The organism is Thiobacillus sp., from assembly GCF_030696885.1.
Lineage (GTDB): Bacteria > Pseudomonadota > Gammaproteobacteria > Burkholderiales > Thiobacillaceae > Thiobacillus.
The window spans coordinates 179,636-194,430 of sequence record NZ_JAUYRI010000024.1; the positions used below are offsets into that span (position 1 = coordinate 179,636).

Consider the following 14,795-nt stretch of genomic DNA (forward strand, 5'->3'; position numbering starts at 1 on the left):
CACGGGTTGGCGTGTGGCCCGGATGCGTAACCCTATGAATAAGATGGGTAATCCTGGGCACAAGTCCCGGGCAACATAAATGTCTTGGAAGATGGGGTCAAGACACGAAAGGCCTAGACCCCGGGTGCAGCGTGACGAGAACGCGTGACGTGCGGGCCGGGCTCAGGGAGCGGGCTGCGCGCCCGTGGGCGGCGCAGCGGGCGGCTGTGCCGCGGCGGGCGCTTGTGCTGCGGCCGGGCTGCCGGGCGGCCGCGACTTCGGATAGCCCGCCTTGTCGAGCATGGCTTGCCACTGACCGGTTTCGAACCCGTCGATCTTGTCGCTGCCAACCACCAGCACCGGCACCCGCAATTGACCGGTGAGTTTCTGCAGTTCGGCCTGGGCTTCGGGGCTGGCCTGCGGATCCTTACTGCTGAAGGGAATGCCGCGTTCGGTGAGCAGTTGCCGCGCCTGATCGCAGGGTGCGCCGCACGCGCTGGCGTACAGGGTGACCGGATTTTTCTCGCGCGCACTCTTGACCGTGTAGGACTCGCCGATTTCGATGAAGCTGCCCTTGAACGATTTCTGCTGGGAATTGCGAATGCTGGGCGGCGGCGGCTGGTCGCTGTAGACCGTCCGGCCCTGCGCATCTTTCCACTGGTACAACTGGGCGGCGGCCAGCGGCGCGCTTGCCAGCGCCATGCACACTGCTGCCAAGATGAATCCTGATTTCATGCCGTGCTCCCGAAAGACGTGATCCTGGCTATTAGCGGCCATAGTGGGCCTGGGCTTTAAGCCATGCCGTTATGCCGCAGCAGCGCGTCGAGGGTCGGCTCGCGGCCGCGGAAGGCCTTGAACGACTCAAGCGCCGGGCGGGCGCCGCCCTGGGCGAGGATCTCGCTCCAGAAGCGGTGGCCGACTTCCGGGTTGAGCACGCCGCCGTAGCCCTCGGCTTCGTCCTCGAACAGCGCGTAGGCGTCAGCCGACAGCACTTCCGCCCACTTGTAGCTGTAGTAGCCGGCCGCGTAGCCGCCGGCAAAGATGTGCGAGAAGTTGTTGGGGAAGCGGTTCCAGGCCGGCGGGATGATGAGCGCGACTTTCCTGCGGATGTCGTCGATCAGGTCCTGCGCGCTGCGGGGGCCGTTGGGGTCGAAGTCGTCGTGCAGGTGCATGTCGAAGCTGGCGAACTCGATCTGGCGCAGCGTCTGCAGGCCGGACTGGAAGTTCTTCGCCGCCAGCATCCTGTCGAACAGCGCGCGCGGCAGCGGCTCGCCGGTCTCCACGTGCGCGGTCATGTGCTTCAGCACGTCCCATTCCCAGCAGAAGTTTTCCATGAACTGCGAGGGCAATTCGACCGCGTCCCATTCGACGCCGTTGATGCCGGACACGCCCAGCTCCTCGATCTGTGTCAGCAGGTGGTGCAGGCCGTGGCCGGCCTCGTGGAACAGCGTGATGACCTCGTCGTGGGTGAACAGCGCAGGCTTGTCGCCGACCGGCCCGGAGAAGTTGCAGTTCAAATACGCGACCGGGGTCTGGATGCCGTCGTTCGTCTTGCGGCGGGTGATGACGTCATCCATCCAGGCGCCCCCGCGCTTGGATGGACGCGCGTACAAATCCAGATAGAACTGGCCGACGCGCTGGCCGGCGTGATCCGTCAGCGTGTAGAACTTGACGTCCGGATGCCACACCGGGGCCTGGTCCTCGCGCACGTGCAGGCCGTAAAGCGTCTCGACCAGCTTGAACAGGCCCGCCAGCACGCGTGGTTCGGGGAAATACTGCTTCACTTCCTGGTCGGAGAAGCTATAGCGGGCGACGCTCAATTTTTCCGACACGTAGCTCGTGTCCCAGGCCTGCACCTCGTCCATGCCCAGTTCATCACGGGCGAAGGCCTTGAGTTCGGCGTAGTCCTTTTCCGCGTAGGGGCGGGCGCGAGCGCCGAGCTCATCAAGAAACTTCAGCACTTCGGCCGGGGTATCGGCCATCTTGGCCGCCAGCGACACTTCGGCGTAGCTCTTGAACCCCAGCAGTTCGGCGGCTTCGCGACGCAGCTGGAGAATGCTGCCGATCAGCGGGGTGTTGTCGAACTCGGTCTTGCCGAATTCGGACGCACGGGTGACATAGGCGCGGTAGAGGATCTGTCTTAATTCACGGCTGTCGGCGTACTGCATCACCGGCAGATAGGACGGCATGTGCAGCGTGAACTTCCAGCCGGTGGTGCCGGCGGATTCTGCTGCGACACGCGCGGTCTCCAGCACGTCGTCGGGGATGCCGGCCAGTTCGTCCTTATCGTCGATGATGAGCGCATAGTCGTTGGTGGCGTCGAGCAGGTTCTCCTCGAACTTGGCCGACAGCTGTGCCAACTCCTCTTGCACCTGCATGAAGCGGGCCTTCTTGTCGGCCGGCAGTTCGGCGCCGCCCAAACGGAAGTCCCGCAGCTCGTTTTCCACAATCTTTTTGCGCGGGGCAGACAGCGCGGCGTAATCAGGGCGCGCTTTCAGCGCCTTGTACTTGGCGAACAGCGCCTCGTTCTGCCCCAGTTCGGCATAAAAGACGGTGATTTTCGGCAGGTTTTCGTTGTAGACCTCGCGTAGTTCGGGCGAATCCATTACCGAGTGCAGGTGCGACACCTGGCCCCAGGCGCGGCCCAGCTTCTCGTTGGCGTCCTCGAGCGGGGCGACGAAGGCGTCCCATTCGGCCGGGGTGTCGGCCGCTTCGGTGCGCGCCACGGCCGCGCGGGCATCGGCCAGCAGCTGGTCGATCGCGGGGGTGACATAGTCGGGCTTGAATTCGGCGAAGCGGGGCAGACCGGAAAAGTCGAGCAGCGGGTTGGTGACGATCGGGCTAGGCATGGCAGATCTTTCAAAAGAAGACGCAGAAACGGGGGGAGGAATGGCAGTCGCGCACAACGATTATAATTTGGGCCCGGCCCTGCTGTGTTTCAACCCCTCGACAACCATGGCTTTAGATTCCGTCACCCCGTACCGGGGGATCCATCCGCAATGCGGCGCCGGCGCCTGGGTGCATACGCGCGCGACGGTGATCGGCGAAGTCAGCCTCGGCGCCGACGCGTCGGTGTGGCCGGGCGCGGTGATCCGCGGCGACGTCAATTCGATCGTCGTCGGCTGCGCGACCAATATCCAGGACAACAGCGTGCTGCACGTGTCGCACAAGACGCCGGCCCATCCCAAGGGTGGGCCGCTGATCATCGGCGCGCGCGTCACCGTCGGCCACGCGGTGATCCTGCACGCGTGCACGATCGCGGACGAATGCCTGATCGGCATGGGCAGCATCATCCTCGATGGCGCGGTGGTGCAGCAACACGTGCTGCTCGGCGCTGGCTCGCTGGTGCCGGAAGGCAAAGTGCTCGAATCCGGCCACCTGTATCTGGGCCGCCCAGCCAAGCCGGTGCGCGCGCTGACCGCGGAGGAAATCGCCTACTTCGCCTATTCCGCCGAGCACTATGTGCAACTGGCCCGGTCATACGTGGCCTGACCACTTACCCTGATCCTGACCATGAAATTTGCCAAACCCCTGCTGATTGCCGTTGCCGCGCTCGCCATCGTCGGCGCCCTGGTCTACGCCCTGATGGACAAGCCTGGCGCGCCGGCGTCCACCTTCACCACCCTGGAAGGCCAGACGCTGAGCCTGGACGAACTGCGTGGCAAGGTCGTGCTGGTCAATTTCTGGGCCACTTCCTGCCCCGGCTGCGTCAAGAAAATGCCGGACATGGTCGAGGTCTATCGCGAATACAAGGACCGCGGCTTTGAAATCATCGCGGTGGCGATGAGCTACGATCCGCCCAATTATGTGCAAAGCTTTGTGCAGACGCGGCAGCTGCCGTTTCCGGTCGCGCTCGACGTCACCGGCGAGCACGCGCGCGCCTTCGGCGACGTGCAGCTGACGCCCACCACCTTCATCATCGGCAAGGACGGCCGCATCCTCGAACACAGGCTGGGCGATATCGATTTCGTCCGCCTGCGCGCGCTGCTCGACCGGGAGCTGGCATGAGGGCGCTGGTCCTGACTGCACTGGTGCTCGCGCTGGCGGGATGCAGCGCGGCGCTGCCGACGGCGAACCCGCCTGCCCGGGTCAAGCCCGCACCCCAACCGGGTGTCGATGTCCCGCCGCCGCCGCTGGACGAATCGGGCCGCGTCTGTACCGCGGATGTGCAGGCCTGCCCGGACGGCAGCTACGTCAGCCGCAACCCGGACAAGGGTTGCGCGTTCAATCCCTGCCCCGGCCCTGTGACCCCCTGATTTTCTGGACACCCCTTACCCATGGCGCAATACGTTTACTCCCTCAACCGCGTCGGCAAGATCGTGCCGCCCAAGCGGCAGATTCTGAAAGACATCTCGCTGTCGTTTTTCCCCGGCGCCAAGATCGGCCTGCTGGGTCTCAACGGGTCCGGCAAGTCGTCGCTGATCCGGATCATGGCGGGGGTGGACAAGGACATCGAAGGCGAAGCGATCCCGATGCCCGGCATCCGCATCGGCTACCTGCCGCAGGAGCCGCAGCTCGATCCCGCGCACACGGTGCGGCAGGCGGTGGAGGCGGGGCTGGGCGAGATTGTCTCGGCGAAAACGCGGCTGGACGAAATCTACGCCGCCTACGCCGAACCCGATGCCGACTTCGACAAACTGGCCGAGGAGCAGGCCAAGTGCGAGGCGATCCTCGCCACCGCGGGCGCCGACCTCGACACGCAGATGGAAATCGCCGCCGACGCGCTGCGGCTGCCGCCCTGGGACGCGCTCATCGGCACCCTGTCGGGCGGCGAAAAGCGCCGCGTCGCGCTGTGCCAGCTGTTGCTGTCCAGCCCCGACATGCTGCTCTTGGACGAGCCGACCAACCACCTCGACGCTGAATCGGTCGACTGGCTGGAGCAGTTTCTGGTCCGCTACCCCGGCACTGTGGTGGCGGTGACGCACGACCGCTACTTCCTCGACAACGCCGCCGAGTGGATCCTCGAACTCGACCGCGGCCACGGTATTCCGTGGAAAGGCAACTACACCAGTTGGCTCGAGCAGAAAGAAGCGCGGCTGGAGACCGAATCCAAGCAGGAACTCGGCCGCATCAAGACCATGAAGCAGGAACTCGAATGGGTGCGGCAGAACCCCAAGGCGCGCCAGGCCAAGTCGAAGGCGCGTCTGGCCCGTTTCGAGGAGCTGAATTCGGTCGAATACCAGAAGCGCAACGAGACGCAGGAAATCTTCATCCCGGTGGGTGAGCGCCTCGGCGACAAAGTGATCGACTTTCACAACGTGAGCAAATCCTTCGGCGACCGTTTGCTGATCGATAACCTGAGCTTTTCGGTGCCGCCCGGCGCGATCGTCGGCATCATCGGCCCCAACGGCGCCGGCAAGTCGACCTTCTTCAAGATGATCACCGGCCAGGAAAAACCGGACAGCGGCGAAGTCGAGATCGGACAGACGGTCAAGCTCGCCTACGTCGACCAGAGTCGCGACGCGCTCTCCGCCGACAAGACCGTGTTCGACGAAGTCGCCGAAGGCCGCGACATCCTCACCGTAGGGCGCTATGAAACGCCGTCGCGCGCCTACCTCGGCCGCTTCAACTTCAAGGGTGGCGATCAGCAGAAACGGGTCGGCAATCTTTCGGGCGGCGAGCGCGGGCGGCTGCATCTGGCAAAGACGCTGATCGCCGGTGGCAACGTGCTACTGCTCGACGAACCGTCGAACGACCTCGACGTCGAGACCCTGCGTGCGCTGGAAGACGCGCTGCTGGAATTCGCCGGCTGCGTGATGGTGATTTCGCACGATCGCTGGTTCCTCGACCGCATCGCGACCCACATTCTCGCCTTCGAGGGCGACTCGCAGGTGGTGTTCTTCCCTGGAAACTACCAGGAATACGAAGCCGACAAGAAGAAACGCCTAGGCGAGGAAGGCGCGAAGCCCCGGCGCATTCGCTACAAACCCATCACCCGCTGAACCCACGCGTGAAACCCCAACGTCCCCTGGCTATCCTGCGCGAGCTGCCACTGCTGGAGGGCGTGCTGGCGACGTGCCTGGTGTGGGGGCTGTTGTACAGCTTTGTCTGGCTGGAGCATGAACGGCGGCTGCAGGCCGAGCGCGCGGTGCTGCAGGCCGAGGCGGCCACGGTGCGGGCGCGGCTGGAATCGGAACTCAACGCTACCTTGTCCCTGAGCCTGGGTCTGTCGACCTTCGTGCTGGCCAAGCCCGATTTCTCGGAAGATGACCTGAAGCAGGTCGCGGCCTCGCTGATTCGCCTGCAGCCGGCCATTCGCAGCGTGGCACTGGCGCCCGGCAACGTGATCCGTCTGATCTATCCGCGCGAAGGCAACGAAAAGGCGCTGGGCCTGCGCTATCTGGATACCCCCGGCCAGCGCGATGCCGTGCTGCGCCTGATGCGCGAGCAGCGCCCGGTCACCGCGGGGCCGATCGAACTGGCGCAGGGCGGAGTTGGCATCATCAATCGCATCCCCATTCTGCTGACCCGGCCGGACGGTTCGCCGCAATACTGGGGGCTGGCCGCGGTGGCAATCGACCCGATGCCCATTTTCGAACGCGCCGGCATCGGGGAAGGCGCGGAAAACGGCGTGCGCTATGCGCTGCGCGGGCGCGACGGGCTGGGCGAGCAGGGGGCGGTCTTTCTCGGCGATGCGGCCTTGTTCCGCGACCCCGATGTATTGCGGATGGATGTGGTCATTCCGGGCGGGCGCTGGCAGCTGGCGGCCGTCACCGCGGCGCCGGTCGTGCGTCATGGCGTGTGGGTCCAGGCGCTGCTGGCGCTTCTGGCAGGGCTGGCGGGCGCGCTGGTGACCTATACGGTGTCGGTGCACCGGCGCATCCGCAGCATGGCCCTGCACGACAACCTGACCGGACTGGCCAACCGCTACCAGTTCACCCTGCGTGGACAGGATATGTTCGCGCTGGCCCGGCGGACCGGGTGTCATCTCACGCTGCTCAACATCGATATCGACAACTTCAAGTCGATCAATGACAACTACGGCCATGCCGCCGGTGACGCCGTGCTGGTCTATGTCGCCAACACGCTGCGCGCCTGCTGCCGCGAATCCGATCTGCTGGCGCGGGTGGGCGGCGACGAATTCGTGGTGCTGCTGCCGGATACGCCGGCCGGCCCGTCGCTCGAGGCACTGCTGCGCCGTCTGCGTGCCGCGATCGATGTCATCCTGCCCGGGTCCGACGACGCCATCCGGCTGAGCATCAGCATCGGCGTGGCAACATGCAGCAACAGCACGCCTTCGCTCGACACCCTGATGCAGAAGGCGGACGAAGCGATGTATCGCGCCAAGGAAGAGCGTTCCACCCAGCCCGGCTGAAGCCGGCCGTGTGATTTTTAGCCTGGATCCCGAACATGATTCTCGACACCCTGGCCCGAGCCGACCGCTATTCGAACCTGCATCCGCTGTTTGCGCGGGCCCTCGACTTTCTGCGCAGCACGGACCTGGATGCGCTGGCGCCCGGGCGGCATGCCATCGAGGGCGAGCAGCTGTTCGCCCTCGTCGAGGACTGTCCCGGCCGCACGCGGGCGGAGGCGCAGCTGGAATGTCATCGGCGCTATATTGATATCCAGCTGGTGCTCGCGGGCGTCGACGAAATGGGCTGGAAACCGCTGGCCGACTGCATGACGCCGGCGACGGACTACGATGCCGCACGCGACATCCGCTTTTTTGACGACGCGCCGGCAAGCTGGATCTCCACGCCGCCCGGATCATTCTGTCTGTTTTTCCCCGACGACGCGCACGCGCCACTGGTCAGCGCCGGCAGGATCCGCAAGGTGGTGCTGAAGATCGAACTCACTTCAGGCGTGCAAGAATAAGCCCGCATGGCCGTTTAATCGCTTAACCGTCCGTCCCGAAATCCGACATGCGATATGCGCTGCTGTTTCTACTGATCTGGTGTTGTGCCCCGGCGCAGGCAATCGTGCCGACGCCGGTGTTCGTCCTGCATGCCTACAGCCAGGAATATCCGTGGACCCGAGGCCAGCATGAGGGCTTCGTTGCGGCGCTGAATGCGGACACGGCGCGGGCGTACGACCTCAGTGTCGAGTATCTCGACACCAAGCGTGTCGGCTACAGTGCCGCCCACGCCGACCTGATCGGCGATCACCTGCGGCAGAAATATCGCGGCTACCGGCCCGCGGCGATCTATGTCACCGATGACAACAGCCTGTCTTTTGCGCGGTCCCATCTGTCGGCGGTGTTCCCCGGCGTGCCGGTGTTCTTTTCCGGGGTCAACAATATCGACGTACGCACGCAGATCGACCCGTCCCGCATCACCGGTGTGTTCGAGAAAAAGGAGATCATCCCCAACCTCGATCTGATGCGTCAGTTCGATCCCGACATCCGCGAGATTCTCATCGTCGGCGATGCGAGCGAAACCTTTCTCGCCATCGAAAGCGAGATCACGCAGGCCTTGCGACAGCATCCTGATATCCAGGCCACCTTCATTTCCGCGCGCCGCATCGACGATCTGATCGAACGCCTGCGTACGCGCAACGAGCGCTTCGTGTTTCTGACGACGCTGGGCACCATGGCCGATCGCGATGGCCGCACGCTCACGCTACCCGAGACGGTGAAAGCCATTGTGGGCAGCGGCCGCTTCGTCGTGTTCAGCATGGAGGACGCCTACCTCTATCCGGGTGTGCTCGGCGGCTACGTCACCAGCGGGCCGCGCCAGGGGCAGGCCGCCGCCGAGCTGCTGATCAGACATCTGGGAGGCATGCCGCTCAGCGCGCTGCCGCCGAACGAGAACAGCCCCAACGCGTACATCGTGGACGAAACGGAGCTGTTGCGCGCAGGACTCAGCCTGCCCGGCGACATTGCGCGGCAGGTGCGGCTCATCAACAGCCCGCCCTCGTTCTACGAAGCCAATCGCTCTACCATCATCGGCATGCTGTATGGCCTGGCAGGGCTGCTGTTCATCAGCCTGGCGCTGTCGCTACTGCTGTTCGCCAGAAAGAACCGGCAAATCGCGCGCGCCTCGCGCCAGGTGGGCGATATCAAGGACAGCCTCGACCGCGCGCAGCGCATTGCGCAGATGGGCAACTGGGACTGGCTGATCCAGGAGAAGCGACTGTTCTGGTCGGAGGGCATCTATAGCCTGTTCGGTGTCGATGCGACTGAATTCAAAGCCAGTTATCAGGCTTTCCTCGATCGTGTGCATCCGGACGATCGGGCGACCGTCGAGGCGGCCGTCAGCCGCGCGATGGAAACCGGGCAGTCGTATGCGATCGATCACCGCATCGTGCGTCCGGACGGTAGCGTTCGCGTCGTGCACGAAAGCGCGGAAGTACAGATGGAAGGGGACACCCCCGTCCGCATGATCGGCACCATTCAGGACGTCACCGCTTGGAAGCAGGCGGAGCAGGCATTGCGCGAGAAGGATGCGCACCTGGAGTACATCGCCTATCACGATGCCCTGACCGGCCTGCCGAACCGCGTCCTGCTGATGGACCGGCTGCGCCATGCCGCCTGCCGTGCCGATCGTGCCGGCACGCGCATGGCGGTGCTGTTCATCGACCTGGACCGCTTCAAGACGATCAACGACAGCCTCGGTCACGCCATCGGCGACGCCGTGCTGCAGGCGGTGGCCGGCCGCCTGAAGGCCCTGGTGCGCGACGAGGACACGCTGTCGCGCCTGGGTGGCGACGAGTTCGTGGTGCTGCTCGAAAGCGTGCAAGACAGCCAGGCGGCCGCGATGGTGGCGGAAAAGATCATCCAGACGCTGGAAAAAATGCTGCACATCGGCAACTATCCGCTGCACGTTTCCGCCAGCGTCGGCATCAGCGTCTATCCTGAGGACGGCCGCGACGCCGAAACGCTGCTGAAGCATGCCGATGCCGCCATGTACAAGTCGAAGGAAGGTGGCCGCAACACCTTTCATTTCTACGAGCAGGGCATCACCGAACGCGCGATGCGGCGCATCCAACTGGAAACGCGCTTGCGCAGCGCGTTCGAGCAGCGCGCGCTGACGCTGCACTACCAGCCGCTGGTGCGCCTGGACAGTCGGCGCATCTGCGGTGCCGAGGCCCTGCTACGCTGGATCGACCCGCAAGAAGGCGCGATCCCGCCCGACCATTTCATCCCGCTGGCCGAGGACACCGGCCTGATCGTTCCGCTGGGCGAATGGGTCATCCGCGAGGCCTGCCTCGCGCTGAAACGCTGGGAGCGCGAGGGGGTATCCCTTGAGGACTTTGCGCTGCATATCAACCTGTCCGGCAAGCAGCTGCTGCAGAAGGACCTGCCGCAACGGCTGGCGGCCCTGTTTGCCGAAATCGGCGTGGCGCCCGCGCACATCGTGCTGGAGCTGACCGAAAGCAGCATCATGGAGAGCGAAGCGATCGGCCTGGAAATCATGACGGCGCTGCGCCAGCTCGGCCTCAGCATTGCCATCGACGATTTCGGCACCGGCCATTCCTCGCTGAGCCGCCTCAAGCTGCTGCCGATCAGCGAGCTTAAGATCGACCGCAGCTTCATCCGCGACATCGCAGCCGACGCCGACGACGCCGCCATCGTCCAGGCGATCCTGTCGCTGTCGGCCAACCTGGGCCTGCAGGTGATCGCCGAAGGCGTCGAACACGCGGAGCAGGAGGCTTTCCTGACGCAGCATGGCTGCCTGCGGGCACAGGGCTATTACTACGCCAGGCCGATGCCCGAGCCCGAGCTGCTGGCACTGCTGGCCGGCGCGCAGCCTTTTCCCGCGGCGGTCAGTGCGGTCTAGCGGAGTCAGGCTGCATTCAGTAGTGCGGGGGAATGTCGTCGCGCGGGGTGCGTGCTTCATCCGGCGACGCGTCCTGGATCTGCTGGTGCAGCAGCCGCAGCTGCTGCTGCAATGAATCGATCTGCCCCTGCTGGCGGGCCACGGTCTGGCTGAGCGTGTCGAGCAGGTCTTCGGCGAAGGCGAGCTTGGTTTCGAGTTCGACGAGGCGGGATTCGGTCATGGCTGTCTGGCCTGGGGGAGCAGGGGGACGACGAGTTTTTCCAGCCGGGGATAATGCACCTGCCCGGCGATCTTGTGACGAATCTGTCCATCGGTATCGACGATGAACGAGGTCGGCACGCTGGCCACGTTGCCGAAGGCGGCGGCCACCGAGGCATTGGTCGGCGCGGCCATGAAGGTGTAGTCCTTGTCCTGCATCCAGTCGGCGATTTGCGCCGGCGTATCGTCGATGCTGATCGAAATGACCTCGAAACCGCGGTCGCGATGGTCTTTCCAGAAGCGGTCGATCACCGGCTTTTCCTTGCGGCAGTAGGGGCACCAGGTCGCCCAGAAGTTGACCAGCACGACCTTGCCCTTGAGCGTGTCGCTGGTCAGCGTCCGGCCGTCGGGCAGGGTCACGGCCCAAGGCAGGGCGGGCCGATCCTCCTCGCTGACCTCGGCCGGCGGGCGAAACCACAGATACGCGACCAAACCCAGTAAAATCAGGGTCAGCGGACTGGGCGTCCATTTCTTCAGGGTCTGTTTATCCATGCTGTGGCTCAAAGCGTTTCATATCGTGATGGTGGTCAGTTGGTTCGCCGGACTGTTCTATCTGCCGCGCCTGTTCGTCAACCTGGCGATGGAAAGCAACAATGCAGCGTACGACCGCCTGCTGCTGATGTCGCGCAAATTGTATCGGTTCGTCTCGCCGATCATGTGGCTGACGCTGATTACCGGCATCTGGCTGTGGCTGGCGTATTTTCCGCTCAGCATGAACTGGATGTGGGCCAAGCTGATTCTGGTCGCCGGACTGGTCGGCTATCACCATGTCTGCAAAAGCCTGCTGCGCCAGTTCGAAGCCAGACAGAACACCAAGTCGCATGTTTGGTTCCGCTGGTTCAATGAAATACCGGTGATTGTGCTGCTGGTCGTGGTATTGCTGGTGGTATTTAAGCCGTTTTAAGCCTGTCATTGCGAACGCAGTGAAGCAATCCAGTCAGACCATCGTCCAGTCGAGCGGCAAGCCGGATTGCGTCGTCGCCTCGTGCCTCGTAATGACAGCTTGAGTCTGTACGCTATTTTTCGATCTTCCCAGGAAAGCCCCGTTTGAAACCCCAGTCCCCCAATTCCCCGCCCCGTCGCAGCAAAACGTCGCATCCGGTCCGCCCTGAGCGCGAGGCGCTGCCGCCGGCCAGCCATTTCGCCACCTGCCCGCGCGGGCTGGAGGCACTGCTCGAAACCGAGCTTGCGACCGCTGGCGCGCAGGTGGTGCGCCAGGTGCCCGCCGGGGTGCTTTTCATGGCGGACGCCGCGGCCGAAATGCGCGTCAACCTCAACTCGCGAATTGCCACCCGCATCCTGCGCAAGGTCGGCTACACGCGTTACCGCAAGGAAGAGCACATCTACCGCGCTGCGCTCGACCTGCCGTGGCCGGAGTGGTTCGACGTGACGAAGACCATCGCGGTGAAAGTCGGCGCCCAGAATGCGCCGCTGAAAAGCCTCAACTTCATCACGCTGAAAATCAAGGACGCAATCTGCGACCGTTTCCGCGAGGAAACGCGCGAGCGGCCCAGTGTCGACACCGACGCGCCCGACGTGCCGGTCTACGCCTTTTTCACCCCGGATGCGGTGACCTTCTACCTCGACACTTCGGGTGAGCCGCTATTCAAGCGCGGCTTCAAGCGCGAAGCGAGCGCGGCATCGCTGAAGGAAAACCTCGCCGCCGGTCTCTTGATGCTGTCCGGCTGGGAGCCCGGCATGCCGCTGTTGGATCCGATGTGCGGCGCCGGCACGATTCTGCTTGAAGCGGCCGACATGGCCTTGAACCGGGCGCCGGGGCGGGGACGGCATTTCGCGTTCGAGCACTACCGCGATTTCGATGCGTCCTTGTGGAAGCGCATCAAGGCTGAGGCGCAGGCGCGGGAAAAGCCGCTCCCGGCCCAACTGCCGATTTTCGGTGCCGACCAGGACCGCTGGGTGCTCGACAAGGCGCGCAACAACCTCGACGCCGCCGGCTATGCAGACGCCATCGAGCTGAAAGTGTCCGATGTGCTCGATCTCAAGGCGCCGACGCCGGTCGGCGTGATCGTCACCAACCCGCCCTATGGCGAACGGCTGGGCGAGGCTGAGGACCTGGCCGCGTGGTATCCGCTCCTGGGCGACTGGCTGAAGAAGCATTTCGCTGGCTGGGAGGCGTGGATCATTTCCGGCGATCCGCTGTTGCCGAAGCTGCTCGGCCTCAAGGCCAGCCGGCGCATTCCACTGTTCAACGGCCCGATCGAAACCCGCTTCCTGCAGTACAAGCTGATCGCCGGATCGATGCGTGAGAAAAAACCCGCCGACCCGTCGATTTGAGCGGAACCCCGATCCGGCGCGTGCGTCTTTGATGAATCCTCCCTGACGGACCTCGCCATGATTACTGCATCAATCCGCTTGACCGGAACCCTCGACGATGGCGCCGAGGTCTACCGGAGTTATTACCTGGTGGCCGATTTTGCTGCGTCGGGCAGCGGCAAGGCCTCGATCATTCCGATGTCGCTCGGCGCGCCGATGCCGGACGAGGAGCATCTGATGGTGAAGCATGGCGGCGAGGAAGCCGCGCTGAAGGCTGCGGCCGAGGCGATCAAGGCTTTGCCGGGCAACCGCGGACTTGAAGTGAAGGCTGTGATCAATCCGGAATGAGGTCCGCAACCTGATTCGCCGATCCCAATAGAAAACAGGGTGCCTCGCACCCTGTTTTCTATTGGGATAAAGGCGCTCAGACGATGTCGAGGTGATCGAGCCCCGCCATCATGTCGCGCCCCTTGGATTCCTGGCCGTGCAGCTTGATCTTCAGGCGCAGGTCGTTGAGGCTGTCGGCATTGCGCAGCGCATCCTCGTAGGTGACGAGGCCGGCTTCGTAGAGGTCGAACAGCGCCTGGTCGAAGGTCTGCATGCCGAGTTCGCGCGACTTCGCCATCAGTTCCTTGATTTCGTGAACATGACCCTTGAAGATCAGGTCGGCGATCAGCGGCGAGTTGAGCAGGATTTCCACCGCGGCGACGCGGCCGGTGTTGCCCTTGCGCGGAAGCAGGCGCTGCGAAATGAAGGCCTTGAGGTTGAGCGACAGATCCATCAGCAACTGGTCGCGTTTTTCCTCGGGGAAGAAGTTGATGATGCGGTCGAGCGCCTGGTTGGCGCTGTTGGCGTGCAGCGTCGACAGACACAGGTGGCCGGTTTCGGCAAAGGCGATGGCGTATTCCATGGTGTCGCGGTCGCGGATCTCACCGATCAGGATGACGTCGGGCGCCTGCCGCAGGGTGTTCTTCAGCGCCGAGAACCAGTTGTCGGTGTCGATGCCGACCTCGCGCTGGGTGATGATGGATTTTTTGTGCTCATGCACGTATTCGATCGGGTCCTCGACCGTGATGATGTGGTCGCAGGCGTTTTCGTTGCGGAAGCCCACCATCGCCGCCAGTGAAGTCGATTTGCCGGTGCCGGTGCCGCCGACGAAGATCACCAGGCCACGCTTGATCATCGCGACATCGCGCAGGATCGGCGGCAGGTTCAGCTCTTCCATTTTGGGAATCTTGGTGACAATGGTCCGCATCACGATGCCAACGCGGCCCTGCTGCACGAAGACGTTGACGCGGAAACGGCCGATCTCGGGCGGACTGATCGCGAAGTTGGATTCGTTGCTCGCCTCGAAGTCCTTCCATTGCCGCTCGTTCATGATCGAACGCGCGAGTTCGCTGGTGTGCGCAGGCGTCAGGCTCTGATTCGACACCGGGGTGATCTTGCCGTCGACCTTGATCGCGGGCGGAAAACCGGCGGTGATAAAAAGGTCGGACGCGTTCTTCGCCAGCATCAGGCGCAGCAGGTCGTGAATGGTTTTTTCAGCGTTCATTGATCAATCCTTGG

15 protein-coding genes are annotated in these 14,795 nt (G+C 63.8%); 10 read left to right on the forward strand and 5 right to left on the reverse strand.

What is annotated here, in order from left to right; all coding sequences use genetic code 11:
- Window positions 1-162: 162 nt before the first annotated feature.
- Together Q8R61_RS12005 and Q8R61_RS12010 are read right to left on the reverse strand one after the other, a co-directional pair.
- On the reverse strand, window positions 163-714 hold the full coding sequence (locus tag Q8R61_RS12005) for a glutaredoxin family protein (protein ID WP_305537537.1): 552 nt from the start codon (window positions 712-714) through the stop codon (window positions 163-165).
- 56 nt (window positions 715-770) lie between these two features.
- Window positions 771-2,828, reverse strand: coding sequence for a M3 family metallopeptidase (locus tag Q8R61_RS12010; protein ID WP_305537539.1), 2,058 nt, complete (start codon window positions 2,826-2,828; stop codon window positions 771-773).
- Between the two features lie 106 nt (window positions 2,829-2,934).
- On the opposite strand from Q8R61_RS12010, the gene Q8R61_RS12015 reads away from it, so the two are divergent.
- Genes Q8R61_RS12015 through Q8R61_RS12045 form a run of 7 tightly spaced genes read left to right on the forward strand, consistent with a single transcriptional unit; the run spans window position 2,935 to window position 10,697 of the window.
- Window positions 2,935-3,471 (forward strand): gamma carbonic anhydrase family protein, encoded by a 537-nt coding sequence (locus Q8R61_RS12015; protein WP_305537541.1) that lies wholly within the window; start codon window positions 2,935-2,937, stop codon window positions 3,469-3,471.
- Between the two features lie 21 nt (window positions 3,472-3,492).
- Window positions 3,493-3,987 carry a peroxiredoxin gene (locus Q8R61_RS12020; protein WP_305537543.1) on the forward strand — a complete coding sequence of 165 codons (495 nt, stop codon included), beginning with the start codon at window positions 3,493-3,495 and terminating at the stop codon, window positions 3,985-3,987.
- Window positions 3,984-4,235 carry a hypothetical protein gene (locus tag Q8R61_RS12025; RefSeq protein WP_305537545.1) on the forward strand — a complete coding sequence of 84 codons (252 nt, stop codon included), beginning with the start codon at window positions 3,984-3,986 and terminating at the stop codon, window positions 4,233-4,235. The genes Q8R61_RS12020 and Q8R61_RS12025 overlap by 4 nt, the downstream gene beginning before the upstream one ends.
- 21 nt (window positions 4,236-4,256) lie before the next feature.
- The gene (ettA, locus tag Q8R61_RS12030; RefSeq protein ID WP_305537547.1) at window positions 4,257-5,921 is read left to right on the forward strand and encodes an energy-dependent translational throttle protein EttA; all 1,665 of its coding nucleotides are present in this window, start codon (window positions 4,257-4,259) and stop codon (window positions 5,919-5,921) included.
- Between the two features lie 8 nt (window positions 5,922-5,929).
- Window positions 5,930-7,294, forward strand: a complete 1,365-nt coding sequence (locus Q8R61_RS12035; protein WP_305537549.1) for a diguanylate cyclase domain-containing protein — start codon at window positions 5,930-5,932, stop codon at window positions 7,292-7,294.
- Window positions 7,295-7,329: 35 nt separating this feature from the next.
- Window positions 7,330-7,794, forward strand: coding sequence for a YhcH/YjgK/YiaL family protein (locus Q8R61_RS12040; RefSeq protein ID WP_305537551.1), 465 nt, complete (start codon window positions 7,330-7,332; stop codon window positions 7,792-7,794).
- Between the two features lie 47 nt (window positions 7,795-7,841).
- The gene (locus Q8R61_RS12045) at window positions 7,842-10,697 is read left to right on the forward strand and encodes a bifunctional diguanylate cyclase/phosphodiesterase (protein ID WP_305537553.1); all 2,856 of its coding nucleotides are present in this window, start codon (window positions 7,842-7,844) and stop codon (window positions 10,695-10,697) included.
- A gap of 16 nt (window positions 10,698-10,713) precedes the next feature.
- On the opposite strand, the gene Q8R61_RS12050 is transcribed toward Q8R61_RS12045, so the two are convergent.
- Both Q8R61_RS12050 and Q8R61_RS12055 read right to left on the reverse strand, forming a co-directional pair.
- Window positions 10,714-10,917 carry a SlyX family protein gene (locus tag Q8R61_RS12050; protein ID WP_305537555.1) on the reverse strand — a complete coding sequence of 68 codons (204 nt, stop codon included), beginning with the start codon at window positions 10,915-10,917 and terminating at the stop codon, window positions 10,714-10,716.
- Complete coding sequence (locus Q8R61_RS12055; RefSeq protein WP_305537557.1) at window positions 10,914-11,447, reverse strand: TlpA disulfide reductase family protein; 534 nt, start codon at window positions 11,445-11,447, stop codon at window positions 10,914-10,916. The genes Q8R61_RS12050 and Q8R61_RS12055 overlap by 4 nt, the downstream gene beginning before the upstream one ends.
- Here Q8R61_RS12055 and Q8R61_RS12060 point away from each other — a divergent pair.
- The 3 genes from Q8R61_RS12060 to Q8R61_RS12070 all read left to right on the forward strand — a co-directional run bounded on the left by Q8R61_RS12060 (window position 11,446) and on the right by Q8R61_RS12070 (window position 13,577).
- The gene (locus Q8R61_RS12060) at window positions 11,446-11,859 is read left to right on the forward strand and encodes a CopD family protein (protein ID WP_305537559.1); all 414 of its coding nucleotides are present in this window, start codon (window positions 11,446-11,448) and stop codon (window positions 11,857-11,859) included. The two genes, Q8R61_RS12055 and Q8R61_RS12060, sit on opposite strands and share 2 nt — an antisense overlap.
- Window positions 11,860-12,002: 143 nt before the next feature.
- Window positions 12,003-13,250: a class I SAM-dependent RNA methyltransferase gene (locus tag Q8R61_RS12065; RefSeq protein WP_305537561.1), complete on the forward strand. Its 1,248-nt coding sequence runs from the start codon at window positions 12,003-12,005 to the stop codon at window positions 13,248-13,250.
- Between the two features lie 57 nt (window positions 13,251-13,307).
- Window positions 13,308-13,577 (forward strand): hypothetical protein, encoded by a 270-nt coding sequence (locus Q8R61_RS12070; protein ID WP_305537563.1) that lies wholly within the window; start codon window positions 13,308-13,310, stop codon window positions 13,575-13,577.
- Between the two features lie 76 nt (window positions 13,578-13,653).
- On the opposite strand, the gene Q8R61_RS12075 is transcribed toward Q8R61_RS12070, so the two are convergent.
- Window positions 13,654-14,781, reverse strand: coding sequence for a PilT/PilU family type 4a pilus ATPase (locus Q8R61_RS12075; RefSeq protein WP_305537565.1), 1,128 nt, complete (start codon window positions 14,779-14,781; stop codon window positions 13,654-13,656).
- Between the last annotated feature and the right edge of the window lie 14 nt (window positions 14,782-14,795).

Coding starts and splice junctions, on each gene's coding strand:
- Q8R61_RS12005 (WP_305537537.1), bottom strand. CDS start 714: ATGAAATCAGGATTCATCTTGGCAGCAGTGTGCATGGCGCTGGCAAGC.
- Q8R61_RS12010 (WP_305537539.1), bottom strand. CDS start 2,828: ATGCCTAGCCCGATCGTCACCAACCCGCTGCTCGACTTTTCCGGTCTG.
- Q8R61_RS12015 (WP_305537541.1), top strand. CDS start 2,935: ATGGCTTTAGATTCCGTCACCCCGTACCGGGGGATCCATCCGCAATGC.
- Q8R61_RS12020 (WP_305537543.1), top strand. CDS start 3,493: ATGAAATTTGCCAAACCCCTGCTGATTGCCGTTGCCGCGCTCGCCATC.
- Q8R61_RS12025 (WP_305537545.1), top strand. CDS start 3,984: ATGAGGGCGCTGGTCCTGACTGCACTGGTGCTCGCGCTGGCGGGATGC.
- ettA (WP_305537547.1), top strand. CDS start 4,257: ATGGCGCAATACGTTTACTCCCTCAACCGCGTCGGCAAGATCGTGCCG.
- Q8R61_RS12040 (WP_305537551.1), top strand. CDS start 7,330: ATGATTCTCGACACCCTGGCCCGAGCCGACCGCTATTCGAACCTGCAT.
- Q8R61_RS12045 (WP_305537553.1), top strand. CDS start 7,842: ATGCGATATGCGCTGCTGTTTCTACTGATCTGGTGTTGTGCCCCGGCG.
- Q8R61_RS12050 (WP_305537555.1), bottom strand. CDS start 10,917: ATGACCGAATCCCGCCTCGTCGAACTCGAAACCAAGCTCGCCTTCGCC.
- Q8R61_RS12060 (WP_305537559.1), top strand. CDS start 11,446: ATGCTGTGGCTCAAAGCGTTTCATATCGTGATGGTGGTCAGTTGGTTC.
- Q8R61_RS12055 (WP_305537557.1), bottom strand. CDS start 11,447: ATGGATAAACAGACCCTGAAGAAATGGACGCCCAGTCCGCTGACCCTG.
- Q8R61_RS12070 (WP_305537563.1), top strand. CDS start 13,308: ATGATTACTGCATCAATCCGCTTGACCGGAACCCTCGACGATGGCGCC.
- Q8R61_RS12075 (WP_305537565.1), bottom strand. CDS start 14,781: ATGAACGCTGAAAAAACCATTCACGACCTGCTGCGCCTGATGCTGGCG.